Origin of the sequence: Pantoea sp. WEP (assembly GCF_041678305.1) — a bacterium.
Lineage (GTDB): Bacteria > Pseudomonadota > Gammaproteobacteria > Enterobacterales > Enterobacteriaceae > Pantoea > Pantoea dispersa.
The window spans coordinates 2246547-2263929 of sequence record NZ_JBGNXB010000001.1; the positions used below are offsets into that span (position 1 = coordinate 2246547).

At 58.5% G+C, this 17383-nt stretch carries 15 protein-coding genes; 10 read left to right on the top strand and 5 right to left on the bottom strand.

Translation table 11 applies throughout. The features are described from left to right. Positions 1-11 precede the first annotated feature (11 nt). Complete coding sequence (gene fumC / locus ABVR31_RS10310) at positions 12-1409, bottom strand: class II fumarate hydratase (RefSeq protein WP_021506162.1); 1398 nt, start codon at positions 1407-1409, stop codon at positions 12-14. A 197-nt stretch (positions 1410-1606) separates the two neighbouring features. Between fumC and manA the strand changes: the two genes are divergently transcribed. From manA to ABVR31_RS10345, 7 genes are all read left to right on the top strand, one after another. After that, the gene (gene manA, locus ABVR31_RS10315; protein WP_325923668.1) at positions 1607-2782 is read left to right on the top strand and encodes a mannose-6-phosphate isomerase; all 1176 of its coding nucleotides are present in this window, start codon (positions 1607-1609) and stop codon (positions 2780-2782) included. Positions 2783-2911: 129 nt separating this feature from the next. Then, positions 2912-4411 (top strand): YdgA family protein, encoded by a 1500-nt coding sequence (locus tag ABVR31_RS10320; RefSeq protein WP_058769727.1) that lies wholly within the window; start codon positions 2912-2914, stop codon positions 4409-4411. Between the two features lie 133 nt (positions 4412-4544). Continuing rightward, a complete protein-coding gene (locus tag ABVR31_RS10325; RefSeq protein WP_372774017.1) occupies positions 4545-5108 on the top strand; it encodes a fasciclin domain-containing protein in 564 nt (187 codons plus the stop codon). Positions 5109-5151: 43 nt separating this feature from the next. Next, positions 5152-5706, top strand: coding sequence for a sigma-70 family RNA polymerase sigma factor (locus ABVR31_RS10330; protein WP_372772658.1), 555 nt, complete (start codon positions 5152-5154; stop codon positions 5704-5706). Next, positions 5703-6350, top strand: a complete 648-nt coding sequence (locus ABVR31_RS10335; RefSeq protein WP_372772660.1) for an anti-sigma factor domain-containing protein — start codon at positions 5703-5705, stop codon at positions 6348-6350. Before ABVR31_RS10330 ends, ABVR31_RS10335 begins: the two co-directional genes overlap by 4 nt. A gap of 392 nt (positions 6351-6742) precedes the next feature. Continuing rightward, the gene (locus tag ABVR31_RS10340; protein WP_372772662.1) at positions 6743-8185 is read left to right on the top strand and encodes a methyl-accepting chemotaxis protein; all 1443 of its coding nucleotides are present in this window, start codon (positions 6743-6745) and stop codon (positions 8183-8185) included. A gap of 62 nt (positions 8186-8247) precedes the next feature. Continuing rightward, complete coding sequence (locus ABVR31_RS10345; protein ID WP_058769724.1) at positions 8248-8484, top strand: hypothetical protein; 237 nt, start codon at positions 8248-8250, stop codon at positions 8482-8484. Between the two features lie 73 nt (positions 8485-8557). On the opposite strand, the gene ABVR31_RS10350 is transcribed toward ABVR31_RS10345, so the two are convergent. Both ABVR31_RS10350 and malI read right to left on the bottom strand, forming a co-directional pair. Further along, the gene (locus tag ABVR31_RS10350; protein ID WP_372772664.1) at positions 8558-9883 is read right to left on the bottom strand and encodes a glycosyltransferase; all 1326 of its coding nucleotides are present in this window, start codon (positions 9881-9883) and stop codon (positions 8558-8560) included. A 276-nt stretch (positions 9884-10159) separates the two neighbouring features. After that, a complete protein-coding gene (malI, locus tag ABVR31_RS10355; protein ID WP_031279152.1) occupies positions 10160-11185 on the bottom strand; it encodes a Mal regulon transcriptional regulator MalI in 1026 nt (341 codons plus the stop codon). A 177-nt stretch (positions 11186-11362) separates the two neighbouring features. Here malI and malX point away from each other — a divergent pair, with 177 nt between their 5' ends. From malX to add, 3 genes are all read left to right on the top strand, one after another. Further along, entirely contained in the window at positions 11363-12949 is a 1587-nt protein-coding gene (gene malX, locus ABVR31_RS10360) for a maltose/glucose-specific PTS transporter subunit IIBC (RefSeq protein ID WP_372772666.1), read from the top strand. A gap of 2 nt (positions 12950-12951) precedes the next feature. Further along, complete coding sequence (locus tag ABVR31_RS10365; protein ID WP_264239681.1) at positions 12952-14127, top strand: MalY/PatB family protein; 1176 nt, start codon at positions 12952-12954, stop codon at positions 14125-14127. Positions 14128-14245: 118 nt separating this feature from the next. After that, positions 14246-15244, top strand: a complete 999-nt coding sequence (add, locus tag ABVR31_RS10370) for an adenosine deaminase (RefSeq protein WP_127834039.1) — start codon at positions 14246-14248, stop codon at positions 15242-15244. Between the two features lie 62 nt (positions 15245-15306). Here the strand turns inward: add and ABVR31_RS10375 are convergent, their stop codons facing one another. Further along, complete coding sequence (locus ABVR31_RS10375; RefSeq protein WP_021506175.1) at positions 15307-16347, bottom strand: oxidoreductase; 1041 nt, start codon at positions 16345-16347, stop codon at positions 15307-15309. Positions 16348-16424: 77 nt separating this feature from the next. Then, positions 16425-17342: an arabinose operon transcriptional regulator AraC gene (gene araC / locus ABVR31_RS10380; RefSeq protein ID WP_021506176.1), complete on the bottom strand. Its 918-nt coding sequence runs from the start codon at positions 17340-17342 to the stop codon at positions 16425-16427. Positions 17343-17383 lie beyond the last annotated feature (41 nt).

The window sequence follows — 17383 nt, forward strand, 5'->3', positions numbered from 1 at the left end:
CGGCAGTAAAGCTATTGCTTCATGCTGCCAACCATCTCTTCCGGCCGCACCCATTCGTCAAACTGCGCTTCGGTCAGGTAGCCGAGCTGCAGCGCCGAGGCTTTCAGCGTCAGCCCCTGTTTGTGCGCCTGCTTGGCAATTTCCGCCGCTTTGTCATAGCCGATATGAGTATTCAGCGCGGTAACCAGCATCAGCGACTCGTTGAGCAGTTGATCGATGCGCTCGCGGTTGGGCTCAATGCCCACCGCGCAATGGTGATTGAAGCTGTCCATGCCGTCGGCCAGCAGCCGTACCGACTGCAGGAAGTTGTGGATCACCATTGGCCGGTAGACGTTGAGTTCGAAGTTACCGGATGCACCGCCCATGTTCACCGCCACGTCATTGCCCATCACCTGGCAGCACAGCATGGTCAGCGCTTCACACTGCGTTGGGTTGACTTTGCCTGGCATGATCGAGCTACCGGGCTCATTTTCCGGAATGCTGATTTCACCGATGCCGCAGCGCGGACCGGATGACAGCCAGCGCACGTCGTTAGCGATTTTCATCAGCGACGCGGCCAGTCCTTTCAGCGCGCCGTGCGCATGCACCAGCGCATCGCAGGTCGCCAGCGCTTCAAACTTGTTGGGCGCAGTGACAAAGGGTTGCTGCGTCAGGTCGGCCAGCGCTTTCGCCACGCGCACCGCATATTCCGGATGGGTATTCAGGCCGGTACCGACTGCGGTACCGCCCAGCGCCAGCTCGGCGACGTGCGGAATACTGTGTTCGATGTGCTTCAGATTGTGCTCCAGCATGGCAACCCAGCCGGAAATCTCCTGGCCGAGCGTCAGCGGTGTGGCGTCCTGCAGGTGGGTACGACCAATTTTAACGATGTCTTTAAACGCGGCGGATTTCTCGCTCAGGGTATTTTTCAGCACCTCAATTTGCGGAATCAGCTGTTCGCGCAGCGCAATCACCGCGGCAACGTGCATCGCCGTCGGGAACACATCATTGGAGCTCTGGCTCTTGTTAACATCATCATTCGGATGCACTTTGCGCGACATGCCGCGCTCGCCGCCCAGCAGTTCGCTGGCGCGGTTAGCCAGCACTTCATTCATGTTCATGTTGGTCTGGGTGCCGGAGCCGGTCTGCCAGATGGCCAGCGGGAACTCGTCGCTGTGCTGGTCGGCCAGCACCTCGTCAGCGGCGTCGATAATCGCCCCGGCCCGTTCAGCCGGCAGCAGCCCCAGATCGCGGTTAACCTGGGCGGCGGCGCGCTTGGTCAGCGCCAGCGCGTGCACCAGCGCCACGGGCATCTTCTCGGTGGAGATACGGAAGTGCTCCAGCGAACGCTGCGTTTGTGCGCCCCACAACTTATCTGCCGGAACTTCGATCGGACCCATTGAATCTTTTTCAATGCGGTTGGCTGCCATGACTACGTCTCCTTAGCTCAGATTTTGAGGTTTCCGCCTAAGTCGTCTTCCCGCGACGCCTTAGAGCGAGCAAGATTGTCACATACAAGAAATTAACATTATGCGAGCCCATCGCGTTTATTGCACTTGTTCGTGTATTTTCTATGGCACTTTCTGCTTTAATACGCTTATTTACTTACCGTTATTAAGGGTAAACGATGCAAAAATTGAACAATTCGCTGCAAAATTATGCATGGGGCAGCAAAACCGCGCTGACCGAACTCTACGGCATCGAAAACCCGCAGGGATTGCCGATGGCGGAATTATGGATGGGCGCGCACCCCAAAAGCCCCTCTACCGTTGAAGTGAATGGCATCACCCGTTCGCTGCGTGACGTGATTAATGACGATCAGGTCGCGACGCTGGGTGCCGCGGTAGCGCAGCGTTTCGGTGAGCTGCCGTTTCTGTTTAAAGTGCTGTGCGCCGATCAGCCGTTATCGATTCAGGTGCATCCCAGTAAAACCGCCGCAGAAGCCGGTTTCGCGCGTGAAAACGCGGCGGGCATTCCGCTCAGCGCCGCCGAGCGCAACTATAAAGATGCTAACCACAAGCCCGAACTGGTGTATGCCCTGACGCCGTTCCAGGCGATGAACGGCTTTCGCGAACTGCCTGAGATTGTCTCGCTGCTGGAGCCGGTCGCGGGCGCGCATCCGCAGATCGCCCATTTCCTCGAAAACGCCAGCGAAGCCGCACTGGCTAAACTGTTCGCTACCCTGCTGTCGCTGAAAGACGAAAGCAAAACCCGCGCGCTCGGCGTGCTGAAATCCGCGCTGAACGCGCGCGAAGGCGAGCCGTGGCAGACCATCAAAACGATCGCCAGCGACTATCCGGACGATAATGGCCTGTTCTCACCGCTGCTGCTGAATGTCATCACCCTGCAACCGGGTGAGGCGATGTTCCTGTTCGCCGAAACGCCGCATGCCTATCTGAAAGGCGTGGCGCTGGAAGTGATGGCCAATTCGGATAACGTGCTGCGCGCCGGCCTGACGCCGAAATTCATTGATGTTCCGGAACTGCTGGCCAACCTGAAGTTCGAGGCCAAACCGGCGGCGACGCTGCTCACGCAGCCGCAGATGCAGGGCGACAGCCTCAACTTCCCGATTCCGGTAGAGGATTTTGCCTTCGCCATCCATACGCTTTCGGCCACGCCGCTAACGCTGGCACAGCACAGTGCCGCCCTGCTGTTCTGCATCGAAGGCCAGGCGGTGATTGAAAAGGCCGGGCAGCAGCTGGTACTGCAACCGGGCGAATCCTGCTTTGTCGCAGCCAGCGAGTCGCCGGTGAGCGCGGCGGGGACTGGCCGTCTGGCGCGGGTGTACAACGCGCTGACGTGAGGCGGCTGACGCCTGCAGCATTAACTGCTATTATTTCAAACTATTAATTAAAAAACGCCTGCGGGCGTTTTTCTTCACCCGTCGCGCGGCCCAACGGTATGCGCACGCAAGGATAAGGACGACTCAGCGATGAAAAAGACCAAGGTTGCCGTAGGTGTGATTGTGGCGCTCGGCGTAATCTGGACTGGCGCAGCGTGGTTTACCGGTAAACAGCTGGAAAGCCACATGGATGAGATGCTGCAAAATGCCAACAGCCAGATCAACGCGTACGCGCCGAATAGCCGTCTGACGCTCAGCTATCAGGATTACCAGCGTGGCGTATTCAGCAGCAAAACCAAACTGGTGATTCAGGCCAGTTCGCAGACCGAAGACAATCCGCTGCTGAAGCCGGGTCAAAGCATCGTGCTCAACGAAACCATCGACCACGGTCCTTTCCCGTTTGCTCAGCTGAAGCGCGGCAACCTGATCCCCAGCATGGCCTCGGTGCACACCGAACTGGAAAACACCGATGCGGTGAAGAAACTGTTTGAACTGACTCAGGGCAAATCGCTGGTTAATGCCGATACCCGCGTTGGTTACAGCGGCGCGACCGATACCGCGCTGCACCTGCTGCCGGTGGATTACAGCAATGCGCAGACCGGTGATCGCCTCGCCACTAACGGCGGCACGCTCAACGTCAGCGCGGACAGCAAAGGCGACAAAGTGAGTCTGCAGGGCGACTTCTCGAGTATCGCCGTCACCAGCAAAAACCAGCTGCAGCAGCCGGTGCTGTTTACCCTTAATGGTCTGAAGCTGGGCGGTGACACCCACCTGAGTCCGGAAGGCGTGCGCGTCGGCGACCAGACCATCACGCTGGATAAGCTCGACGCCAGCATCAACGGTCAGGAAGGCCTGACGCTGGAGAAGCTGGACGGGAAGTCCTCGTTCGACAACAAAGACGGTAAGATTGGCGGCCAGATTGATTATCAGGTCGATAGCATCAGCCTGCAGAAACAGCCGTTCGGCGAAGCCAAACTGGCGATGAAATTTGCGCAGTTTGATGCTCAGGCGGTGAAAACCTTCTCTGACCAGTACAATGCGCAGATGCAGGATCTGCTGAACCAGCCTGGCGTGGTGGACGATCCTATCCGCTACCAGGCCAGCGTGCAGACCATTCTGAGAAATAACCTGCCGACCCTGCTGAAAGGTTCGCCGACCGTAAGCGTGGCGCCGCTGAGCTGGAAAAATGACAAGGGCGAGAGCACGTTCAACCTTAACGTCGGTTTTAACGATCCGGCGACCGTCACCGGTGAACCGCAGAGTCTGGGTGCCGCCGTGGATCGCGTGCTGAAAACGCTCGATGGCAAGCTGAGCATCAATATGCCGATGGCGACCGAAGTGATGCGTCACGTCGGGCTGGCGGAAGGTTATCAGGGTGATGATGCGCAGAAGCTGGCCGATCAGCAGGTGAAAGGTCTGGCGGCAATGGGCCAGATGTTCCGTCTGACGCAGCAGCAGGACGATAACATCACCACCAGCCTGCAATACGCTAACGGTCAGGTCACCATGAATGGCGACAAAATGACGCTGGAGCAGTTCCTGTCGCGCTACATGTTAGGCGCGCCAACCAGCGAAGGCATGCCAGAGTAATCCCCGCGGCAGCCCGCTCCGGGCTGCCGTTTTCCCCCGGCAAAAAAATTTCACCCTTTTCTGCATCCGTTCAGCCGCACCGTACGTATATCCCTTTGTGAGCACCCTTCTGCTCTTTCAATGAGGATATATGATGAAAAAGTTAATCAGTTATGCCGTCCTGTCTGCCGCCCTGCTTGGCGCGAACGCTGCGATGGCGGCCATGCACGCCGATTCGGTGATGGTAGGCGGCGCGGCAATGTATCCACAAAAAAACATTATTGAAAACGCCCTGAACTCGAAGGATCACACTACGCTGGTCGCTGCCGTTAAAGCCGCGGGTCTGGTCGATACCTTACAGGGCAAAGGCCCGTTTACGGTGTTTGCGCCGACTAACGCCGCCTTTGCCAAACTGCCTGCCGGCACCGTTGATGCACTACTCAAACTAGAAAACAAAGCCAAACTCACCAGCGTGCTGACCTACCATGTGGTCGCCGGTAAATATGATATGAAAGCGCTGGAGCAAAAAATTAAACAGGGTGGCGGTAAAGCCGAATTGAAAACGGTGAATGGTCAGCCGCTGTGGATTATGAGCAACGGGCCACACAATATTCAGCTGAAAGATGGTCAGGGTAATGTGGCAAATATCAGCACTTATGATGTAAACCAGAAAAATGGCGTCATTGACGTTATTGATACCGTCTTAATGCCTGAATAACTGTCTATACTCGGTAAGGTTAAACAAACCGGCCAGGAGTATTATGGACGCCTCTCAGGCTGAGCAACAAATAGCCTTAATACAGGCGGTCGCGAAGCGCGATCGCCTGGCTTTTGAACAGCTGTACCGGCTGACTTCCCCGCATCTGTTTGCGGTAGCGCTGCGCATGTTACGCCAGCGGGCGTGGGCGGAAGAGATTCTGCATGAATGCTACATCACGGTCTGGCACAACGCCGCGTCATTTAATAGCGCGCTCAGTTCTCCCCTGACCTGGATGACGCACATTGTACGCAACCGCTGTATTGACTGGCTGCGCAGCGGCTATGCCAGACAATTCCATGCCGACGAGGCCTGGCTCGACGATTTGAGCAGCACGCCGGGTGACGCCAGTCTGGACGAACAGCACGATCGCGAGGTTGCCCGCCTGCACCACTGTCTGCAGCATTTGAGCAGTGAACAACGCCAGTCGATCACGCTGGCCTATTATCAGGGCTTATCACATAGCGACATTGCCGGGTGGCTGCAGCAGCCGGTCGGCTCGGTAAAAAGCTGGATTCGACGTGGCCTGGACCATCTGCGGGAGTGTGTAGGACGATGAGTGACAAGGTGCAGCGGGATGACGCCCTGGCGGCGGAGTACGCCCTCGGCACGCTGCGCGGCAGCGCGCGATTGCGCTTTCAGCGCAGACTGCAGGCCGAGCCGGCGCTGGCGGCGCAGGTCGCCCGCTGGCAGACGCTGCTGGCGGGTCTCGACCAGGTTCAGCCGCCCGTCACGCCGCCGGAAACGCTGTGGAAAAAAATTGCCCTTTCCCTGCCGCCCGACAAGCGCGTCGCGCCCGCACGCCGGACGCTGCCGTGGCTGGCTGCCGCCTGCGTCGCGCTGGGCTTAGCGCTGTCGGCTTACTGGCTGCGCGAGCCGGTGATGACACCGCTGGCGGTGCTGACCGATGCGCAACACAGTCAGCAATGGGTGGTGAGCGCCAGCCGCCGGCAGGACGTGATCAGTCTGGCGCCGCTGCAGGTCAGCGCGGTCAGGGCGGATCAGAGTCTGGAACTGTGGCTGATTCCGCCTGGCCGGGCGCCCGTTTCACTCGGTCTGGTCACCGGAAGTGCGCCGCAGCAGTATCCGATTGAGAAACAGCAGTCGCTGGTTAAGGCGACGCTGGCGATCAGTCTCGAGCCGCACGGCGGTTCGCCAACCGGACGTCCAACGGGTCCGGTGCTTTACAGCGTGAATTTATAATCGGTGATGGTCACGGGTGAAATTAGCGTTAACACGGCAGCGTTTATTATTTGTTGACGCCCAGCGTGTTGCAGGCGGAGTGCTGTTAATCATTGCGGCGTGACTTAAGCTAAATTAACGGGCACTTAACGCTCAATTTCAGCAAACGGCAAAAACAATGAAAGTTTATTTATCCGCCGGCGAGCTTTACTGCCGCGGCCAGGCGAAATAACCCTCTTGTAAATTAATCTGGCATATCTTTGGGAAAGAAATATTTTATCGACGATTCATTTTCTTTTTCAGAATTCCCTGCCATGCTTAAAACGCTAAACCATAGTACGCGATATTATCGCGAACAATAAATAATAACGCTCGACACCATTGTGTCTTAAACGACACCGGGGAAACTCACCATGCAATTTCTTAAAAACTTCACCATTCGCCGGGTTGTGCAGTGCATCCTGGTCGCGGCGCTACTGATTGTGGCGCTGGCCGGGATCTATGGCAGCACGGTGCTGCGCGACATGCATCAGCGCGAACTGCATAACGCCACCCTGACCAGCCAGCTGCTGTTTCTCAATCGCGCAAGTTTAGTGATGGCATCGGGAACCACGGCGGCGAAAGCGGCTGTAGCGGCCGATGCCCCGGCCGATAGCGACTGGGTGCCGCTGCGTGCCGCCCTCACCGCATCGCCGGCTGACTTTGCGGTGCCTGCGGCTGAGCGCCTGCATTTCCTGCAGCGCGACATCGCAGCGAATAACCATGCCGACCAGTCCGATCGCCAGCGTCTGCAAATGGCCTTTGGCATTGCTGCACTGCTGATGCTCGCGCTGCTGCTGTTCTGTGACCGTTTTCTGGTCACGCATCTGGTACGGCCGCTGGGGGCGCTGCGGGAACATTTCCGCGGCATCGCCGCTGGCGATCTTACGCGGGAACCGCAGGATTTTGGCCGCAACTGTGTGGGTCAGCTGATTCCGCTGGTCAGGCTGATGCAGCAGAGCCTGCTGACCACGGTGCGTGCCGTGCATGACAACACCGACGTGCTACGCAAGGAGTCTGCGGATATCGCCAGCGGCAATGCCGATCTGTCCGACCGCACCACCCGCCAGGCGGCTGCGCTCGAGCAGACCTCGGCCAGCATGGAGCAGCTTAGCGCCACCGTAGAGAAAAATGCCCACAGCGCGGGCGAAGCGCGCGAGCTGGCTGAGGATGCGGCGCGCACCACGCGCGACGGCGAAGCGCTGGTCAAAAGCGTGTCAGCGATGATGGCCGATATCGCCACCGAAGCCGATAAAATCCGTCAGTTCACCGCCACGGTTAACAGCATCGCATTTCAGACCAATATTCTGGCACTGAACGCGGCTGTTGAAGCCGCTCGCGCCGGTGAGCAGGGACGCGGCTTTGCCGTGGTGGCAGCTGAAGTGCGCACGCTGGCACAACGCAGCGCCAGCGCCGCGAAGGAGATCGAAGGGCTGATTAATGGCACCGTGACGCGCGTTGGCGAGGGAGCGCAGACCGCGCAGCGCGCCGGCGCCATCATGGACAGCGCCACGCAAAGCGTTTCCGCCGTCACGTCGCTGATTGGCCAGATTGCGCTGGCGTCAGACGAACAGAGCAAAGGCATTGCCCAGGTTACGCTGGCCGTGACCGATCTGGATCGCGTCACCCAGCAGAATGCCGCCCTGGTGAAAGAGATTGCCGCCTCGGCCGGCAGCCTGAATGGCCGTACCGGAACGCTGGCTGCGGTCATCAGCCATTTTCGTTTTTCTGACAGCCCACCGCCCGGGGCTCAATCCGGGTTAACAACATCCGGCACCGGCACCGCTGCTGTTGCGGCCAGCCTTGCCAGCCTCTGACCGACGCTGCGTGCAGCACATAACAACACCGCCAGGGAAAGGCCACAATAAGAGAAAAATTTATGAGTCATCAATTATTGCAGCACCTTGTACCGGTTCAAACCGATGTCCGCGACTTGCGTATTGCCGCAGGCATGACACAATTGCTTGCCGCGGAGCGCTTCGACCTCAGCCTGCGCGTCTGGCAGATGAAGGAGTCCACCGCAAAACCCTCCCCGCTCAGTCAGGGAGAATATGAGTTTTTGCTGCTGCTGGCGGGCAAACATCCCTTTCTTGATCTGACGACGAAAGCACGTTAACTCACCTGGCGCTGGCCGTCAGGCCAGCGCCGCTCTGCCCCCAGGGTTGATGAGAAGCGGCTAAACCGGCCGGTCATATATCCACTCGCTTTGGTGCGTTCACGCCTGAGGCCCGATCGGCCTCGCCAGCTAACTGATAAAAAGCGTCCAGGCTGGCGCGAAAGCGCGCCGGATCGTGCTGGTCTTTAATTCTTTGCAGCGCCCGCGCCGAGCGGGTGCTGATCGCCTCGCGCTGCGCCATTATCTGCGTGATGATCTGTTTGAGCTGCGCAATAATTCTGGCCCTGATCGCCTGTTTCTCCTGCGCTGAAGCGATGGTGATTTCAAACATATCATTTAGCGGACAGTCAATAAGCCAGCCGGCCGAAGCCGGGTTTATTTCCGGCAGTGCGCGCACATTAGTGGTAATGACCGGACAGCCGCACGCCTGCATTTCCAGCACTGAAAAGCCGTAGGTATCCTGCCAGGTCGGTAATAATCCCACATCGGTCTGTTCGAGCATTTTCATCAGCCGATCATTTTGCAAAAATGTTTCATGCCTGAAGATTGCCTGCTGATTAATCAGGTCTTCAATCCGCTGATGAAATTGCGCGTCATCCTGCTGCGCGCCGTGCGCGATATTATAGCGATGCTTCAGGTTGCCCGTTAAATTCACCTGCACGCTGTCGGGGTGAATGATGCCTTCTGCCAGCAACTCGCTAAAGGCCAGCACCACTTCCGCCCCACCTTTACGATAAAACTCATTGCCGACAAAGCTGAACGTCAGCTTCGCCTGATTCACCGGTCTGACCCGATCACAGATAATTGCCTGCGGCGGATGCAGGGTGTGCAGTTTGGGTAAAATGGCTGCAGCCTGCTGCGGAAACGCCTGTAACAGCTTGATTTGAATCTTTTTCGTCGCGTCGGAAATGGCCAGCAGCGCCGTACACTGCGGTGCCGCGATCAGTTTGAGTTGTTTCTGCAATTGTGGATTATGCAGTTTGGCCATGCCCGGCACCGGCAGCACGCGCGGAATTTCGGTTTCAAATGTCGCCATCCAGCGTTTTTTTGTGCAGGCCACTTCATTAAAAAGATGGATGATTTGTGCATCGTCCGGCACCGAGAACGGTAGCGGCGCGAAAATAAACAACTTATTGGCTTTGCGGATTTTCTGCCTGACGGCGTTACGATAAAACCAGATATTTTTATATTTCAGATTGAGATAATGGTGTGAATCGTTGACGATGATATTTCTCTTTTCCGGATAACCTTTCCCATTTACGATTATTTTCATACGTGCCCCGGCACAGGAAAAATAAGCATAGCTGGCAGTATATTCCTCGCCAGTCACAAATCCAGCGAGCAAGTAAACCCGCGCTAAACAATAAGAAAATACACATTTTGTGACAGGTAATAACATCAGCCAGCCTGAATAAAATACAGGCGCGGCCGGTAAAGAATATTAATCAATACAAAATTCGCGGAATTCAGAAAAATGGCTAACGCGTTGATTTTCATTTAACGCTGGCCATATTATGACAGTTTCGTGTCAATATTTGATGCTAAAGCTTAATCTTTATTTTCTGCTGGCCCGCAATGCATAAGCAGAACGATGATCACAGGCCGGCTGACAATCGGTAAGCAGCGGTAACAGAAACGTGGCGAATAATGACCTGACGCCGGGCGGGCGACAGGCTTAGCGGCCCTGCACCAGCTGCGGCGGCACGATTAACGTCTGCACATCGGCCTGTGGCTGCGCCAGGCGCTGTAATATGCGTTCTGCCGCGCGCCGCCCGACGATGCGCGCTTCACTGCTGACAAACGTCAATGCCGGATCGTTCAGCTCAGGCTGCGGATCGTCGTTGAAGCCGACCAGCGCCAGCTGCTGGGTGTAGTAACTGTCCACGGCATCTTCCCCGAGGGTGCGGCCGCTGCGCAGCGCGCCGAAATAGCAGCCGAGCGTGGTGCTGGCATTGTGGGCCAGAATAGCGGTAATACGCGGATGCTGATGCAGCAGCGCCTGCGTCAGCGCAGAGACGCTCTGCTGGCGATCGTCACATTCAATAATCCAGTCCGGGCGAAACGGCAAACCGTACTGCAGCAGCGTGGCGCAATAGCCGCCGATACGTTCGGCGCGTGTCAGTGAGGACCCCAGACCGCCGACCCAGGCAATGCGCTGATGTCCCTGTTTGATCAGATACTCGGTGGCCATCCGCGCCGCCTGGCTGTTATCCGGACGCAGCGAATCGACTTTTTCCAGACTGCTGGCGCGCGCGGCGCAGATCAGCGCAATATTTTGCTCCTGCGCCTGCAGCCGCAGCGATTCCGCCTGCGCCACCGCGCCGCCCAGCACAATGCCATCGGCACCCTGCGCCGCCAGTGAATCAAAACAGCGCTGCAGATGCTGGCCGTGCTGACCACTCTGCGTCAGCACCAGCACTTTGCCCTGCTGCTCCAGCACCTCACTCAGTCCCGCCGTCATTGCTGCATAAAAGGGCTGGCTGAGATCGCGCACGATCAGGCCAATCACCCCGCTCTCACCGCCGCGCAGCATGGAGGCCGAGCGGTTACGCACATAGCCGAGTTGCTCAATCGCCTGATTCACCCGCGCGGCGGTGGCAGGTGAAATGCGCCCTTTGCCGGACAGCACCAGCGATACCGTGCTGACCGATACGCCAGCGGCCTGCGCGACATCATGGATGGTGATTTTCTGCTGGGACATAGTGTGACGCTTTTCGTTGCCGGAAAATTCAAAGAGGTAAAACGTTACACTGATTCGCATAAAAATAAAGCCTGATGCTAGTCACGCTTTGTGATTATCACCACAAAAAGCCGTGATAAAACGTTTTATCATCCCCCACCACTTTACCCGCTTGTTACTTTTTAGCCAGGAGAGACTATGCCTCACAGCCAACCCAAAATGTCGCTCTGGGAATTTTTCCAGAGCCTGGGGAAAACCTTCATGCTACCCGTGGCGCTGCTGTCGTTTTGCGGCATCATGCTAGGGATCGGCAGTTCACTCAGCAGCCATGATGTGCTAACGCTGATTCCGCTGCTCGACCAGCCGTTCCTGCAATACCTGTTTATCTGGATGGCAAAAATCGGCTCCTTTGCCTTTAGCTATTTGCCGGTGATGTTTGCCATCGCCATCCCGCTGGGCATGGCGCGGGAAAACAAAGGCGTGGCGGCGTTTGCCGGCTTCGTCGGCTTTGCGGTGCTCAATCTCAGCGTTAACTTCTGGCTGAACATCAACGGGATTCTGCCGACTACCGATGCGGCGGTGCTGAAAGCCAATAACGTGCAGAACATTCTCGGCATTCAGTCCATCGACACCGGTATTCTCGGCGCGGTGATTGTCGGCATTGTGGTGTTCTGGCTGCACGAGCGTTTTCACAATATTCGCCTGCCGGATGCGCTGGCATTCTTCGGCGGCACGCGCTTTGTGCCGATTATCACCACCGTGGTGATGGGCCTGCTGGGGCTGGTGGTACCGCTGATCTGGCCTTTCTTTGCGCGCGCGATCACCGGTCTTGGCTGGATGATCAACAGCGCGGGCGAATTCGGCCCGATGATCTTCGGCACCGGAGAACGTCTGCTGCTGCCGTTTGGCCTGCAGCATATTCTGGTGGCGATTATTCGCTTCACCGATGCCGGTGGCACCATGGAGGTGTGTGGTCACAGCGTCAGCGGCGCGCTGACCATCTTCCAGGCGCAGCTGGCGTGTCCGGAAACTCACGGCTTCGCGGAAAGCGCTACCCGCTTCCTGTCGCAGGGTAAAATGCCGGCATTCCTTGGCGGCCTGCCGGGGGCAGCGCTGGCGATTTATCACTGCGCGCGCCCGGAAAACCGACACAAAATTAAAGGCCTGCTGATTTCGGGCGTGGTTGCCTGCGTGGTCGGCGGCACCACTGAACCGATCGAGTTCCTGTTCCTGTTTGTCGCACCGGTACTGTATCTGATCCACGCGCTGCTGACCGGTCTCGGCTTCACCGTGATGGCGATGCTTGGCGTGACCATCGGTAATACCGACGGTAACGTGATCGACTTCTTCGTGTTTGGCGTGCTGCACGGCCTTTCTACCAAATGGTACTGGGTGCCGGTGATTGCCGCCGTGTGGTTTGTGGGTTACTACGCCATCTTCCGTTTCGCCATCACCCGCTTCAACATCAAAACACCGGGCCGCGAAGCAGAAACCAGCCGCGTTGAGCAGCAGGTCAGCCGCGCCGGCGTGGGCAAATCCGGCTACAACACGCCAGCGATTCTCGCGGCGCTGGGTGGCGTTGACAACATCACCTCGCTGGATAACTGCCTGACGCGCCTGCGCCTGTCGGTGGCCGACATGAGCAAGGTCGACGATGCCGCGCTGAAAGCCAACGGCGCCATCGGCGTGGTGCACCTGAACCAGAACAATCTGCAGGTAGTCATTGGCCCGCAGGTGCAGTCGGTCAAAGATGAAATGGCCCATCTGATGAGCGCGACGGTGTAAAGATGCAGGCGTTTAATTTTGATCGGGTAGTGGATCGCCACGGCAGCTGGTGCACGCAGTGGGACTTTGTCGCCGACCGCTTCGGCGTGCCAGATCTGCTGCCCTTCACCATCTCGGACATGGATTTCGCCACCGCTCCCTGCATCATTGACGCGTTGCAGCAGCGGCTGAATCACGGCGTGCTGGGCTACAGCCGCTGGCAGCACGAGGATTTCCTTTCCGCCCTGCAGCACTGGATGCGCAGCCGCTTTGCCAGCGAGGTCGCGGCAGAGTCGCTGGTGTACGGCCCGTCGGTGATTTATATGGTGGCGCAGCTGCTGCGCCACTGGACGCAGGCGGAGGATGAGGTGCTGATTCACACGCCCGCCTATGATGCGTTTTACCAGACAATCATCGGGAATCAGCGCAGGGTGCTGGAGTTACCGTTGCAGCGCGCTGGCGACACATGGCGCTGTGATATGGCTCAACTGGAAACCCTGCTGGCGCGGCCGCGCTGTAAGGTGATGTTACTGTGTAGCCCGCACAATCCCACCGGTAAAGTGTGGCAGCGCGCAGAGCTGCAGCAGATGGCGGCACTGTGCGAACGGCATGGCGTGAGCGTGATCAGCGACGAAATCCATATGGATATGGTGCTGAGCGAGGCGCGCCACACGCCGTGGTGCGAGGTGGCACAAGGCCGCTGGGCGCTGTTTACCTCGGCCTCGAAGAGCTTCAATATTCCGGCGCTGACCGGCGCCTGGGGCATTATTCCGGACGCGGACGATCGCCGGGCGTGGTTTCACGCGCTGAAGCAGCAGGACGGGCTGTCGTCACCGGCGGTGATGGCGCTGGCTGCCACTATTGCCGCCTACCGTCACGGCGCACCCTGGCTCGACGCGCTGCGCGATTATCTGCGTGCCAATATGCAGCACATTGCGCAACGGCTCAACGCGGCGTTTGCCGGGCTCAACTGGCAACCGCCGCAGGCCACTTATCTGGCATGGATTGACACCGCGCCGCTGGCCATTGATGACGTCGCGCTGCAGCAGCGGCTGATCCAGCAGCATAAGGTGGCGATTATGCCAGGCAGCACCTACGGCAGCGCCAGCCGCAGCTATCTGCGTCTCAACGCTGGCTGCCCGCGCAGCAAGCTGGATGACGGGCTGGACCGGCTGATTGCCGCACTGCAATCGTTCTGAACCACAGCGGATGCTGATTAATTCAGCATCCGCTATCCGCTTTGCGCAAATCACTGGCGCGGTTGCGCAAGAAGTTTTTATAATGGTCTGCACTTTACGTTAATTCAGCGAGTGCGACATGATTGATGCGAAACTTCCCCTCACCGACCTTCACCGCCACCTCGATGGCAATATCCGCGCCCAGACCATCCTTGATTTAGGTCGTCAGTTCAATCTTGCGCTGCCCGCCGATACGCTGGATACCCTGCGTCCACACGTGCAGGTGACCGCCAACCAGCCGGACCTGGTGAGCTTCCTGCAGAAGCTTGACTGGGGCGTCAAAGTGCTGGGCGATCTCGACGCCTGCCGCCGCATTGCGCTGGAAAACGTCGCTGACGCCGCGCAGGCCGGTATCCATTACGCTGAGCTGCGCTTCTCACCGGGCTACATGGCGATGAACCATCAGCTGCCGATTGCCGGCGTGGTGGAAGCGGTAATTGATGGCGTGCGCGCGGGCGTACAGCAGTATGGCGTTGATGTGAAGCTGATTGGCATCATGAGCCGCACCTTCGGCGAAGAAGCCTGCCTGCGCGAGCTGGAAGGTCTGCTGGCGCACCGCGACGGCATCACTGCCGTCGATCTGGCCGGCGATGAACTGGGCTTCCCGGGCAGCGAATTCCTCAGCCACTTTAACCGCGCCCGCGATGCCGGATTCCGCATCACCGTGCATGCCGGTGAAGCCGCCGGACCGGAGAGCATCTGGCAGGCGATCCGCGAGCTGGGCGCTGAGCGCATCGGTCACGGTGTCAAAGCGATTGAAGACCGCGCGCTGATGGATTTCCTCGCCGAACAGCGCATTGGCATTGAATCCTGCCTGACGTCGAACATTCAGACCAGTACCGTAGCCTCGCTGGCCAGCCATCCGCTGAAGGCGTTCCTGCAGCACGGTATTCTGGCAACCATCAACACTGACGATCCGGCGGTACAGGGCATTGAGCTGGCGCATGAATATGAGGTGGCTGCGCCACAGGCGGGCCTGAGCGCCGCCGAGATTCGCCAGGCGCAGGAAAACGGTATTGCCATCGCCTTTTTAACCGAGGCGGAGAAAGCCGCGCTGCGCCAGCGCGTGGCGGCATAAGCCATAAAAAAGGAGCGCAGATTGCGCTCCTTGTTGATCGGCTGGCGATAACGCCGTCCGGTTTACTTTAGTGACAAGGTCTGGCGTTTCTCCGCCGACTGCAGGCCAAGCTCAATCAGCTCCATCACCTGAATCGCCTCTTCCGCCGTAACCGGGTTGGCACCGTTACCGGCAATGGCGTCGCGGATCGCCGCATAATAGGCCGGATAGTTGCCCGGCAGCGTCAGCAGCTCTTTCTCCACCATCACGTCGCCCTCGGCCAGCGTCAGCGTGCCGTTGCGCATGTCGTAGCCCCACTCTTCACGCGGCGGACGTTCACCGGCTTTCAGACGGTCCTCCTGCGGATCGAGCCCGTACTTAACGTAGCTGCCGCGCGTGCCGTGCACCACAAAACGCGCCGATTCCGCCGCTACCAGCATGCTGGCGTGCAGCACCACGCGCCGGGTGGGATAAGTCAGCACCGCGTGGAAGTAATCGGTGGTTTGCGCGCCCGGACGCAGTTCAGCCATGTCGACGTTGATCGCCACCGGCGGTCCAAACAGCTGCAACGCCTGGTCCAGTACGTGCGGTCCAAGATCGAACCAGATCCCGCTGCCCGGGCCTTTCATTTCGCGCCAGCGCTGACGGACTTCCGGACGGAAACGGTCAAAGTGCGACTCCAGATAGCGCACCTCGCCCAGCGTGCCGTCGTTCAGCAGCGTTTTCAGCGTCAGGAAATCGCTGTCCCAGCGGCGGTTGTGGAACACCGACAACAGCAGCCCTTTGGCTTTGGCCAGCTGGTCGAGCTCGCGCGCCTGTGACAGCGTCACGGTAAACGGTTTATCGACTACCACATGCTTGCCGGCATTGAGTGCCGCTTTGGCGAGCGGGAAATGGGTGTCATTCGGGGTAGGAATTACAATCAGGTGCAGCGTCGGGTCATCCAGCAGTGCCTGAGGATCGGCCACCACCTGCACCGACGGCCAGTCAGCGTGCACTTTACTGGCATCGCTGCTGGAGATCGCCGCCAGCTCAACGTCTGGCGTACCGGCGATCAGCGGCGCATGGAAGGTTTTGCTGGCAAATCCGTAGCCGATCAGGCCGACACGTAGTTTATCGCTCATTCTCATTCCTCTTGTTCGTGACCTGACTGATTTAAGACGAATCAGTCAGTAAGAACAAGGCGGAATCACCTGAAAGCTCAGGAGATCGCACTCCGTGCCGGTTGCCAGCTCTCCTGGGCCACCAGCGCGTCGTGCGCATCCTGACTGCGGCGGCGGAAATCGCTCGGACTGACGCCCACCCGCTTGCGGAACACGCGCGAGAAGTAGAGCTGGTCGTCGTAGCCGACCTCGCGCCCCACCGAGGCGATCGGTTCCTGAGTGGTTTGCAACAGCAGCTTGGCGCGGATCACCCGCTGATCTTCGCGCCAGCGTAACAGGTTGATTCCCATCTGCTCGCGGAACAGGTGGGCCAGACGCGACGGCGACAGACAGACGTGGCGCGCCACTTCCTCGATTTTCACCTCGCTGGCCAGATGATTGGTGACGTACTGGCAGGCTTCAATCACGCGCGGATCGCGAATTTGCTGATGGCTGCGCGGATCCTCTTCTACCGCACGCAGCAGCAGGCGTTCCAGCAGATTCATCGCCAGCTCTTCGGCGAAGCGGCGTCCGGAATTATGCGTCTGTTCGATGCTGGCAAACAGGCGGTCAAATTCGGCGCGCAGCGCATCCGGCAACCGCAGCCGGCCAACGCCCTGGTTCTGATCCTGCCACTGCAGCCAGTCGGTCCAGTAGGCGCGCGGACGGAAATAGACCCAGCGATGGTGCCAGCACGGACTGTCCGGCGCACGGCCATAGTAGTGCGGCGTTTTCGGCTGAAACAGCAACAGGTCGCCTGGCTCGCAGTCAAACGCTGACGCCCCGTCAAACACCCGTCCCTGGCCTTTAATGGTCAGATTGAGGATGTAACCTTTCATGCCGTGCGGGCGATCGATAAAAAAATCGAGCTGATCGCCGGCGTTGATCGGCGTCAGTCCGGCTACCAGCCAGGCGTTAAACGGATAGCCCGGCAGTAACGGATTTTGCTGTTCACTCGGCGCTTCGCGGTGGTACATAAGGATCTCCCGGTTCGCGTGACGTTGGGGCGCAGCGTTGC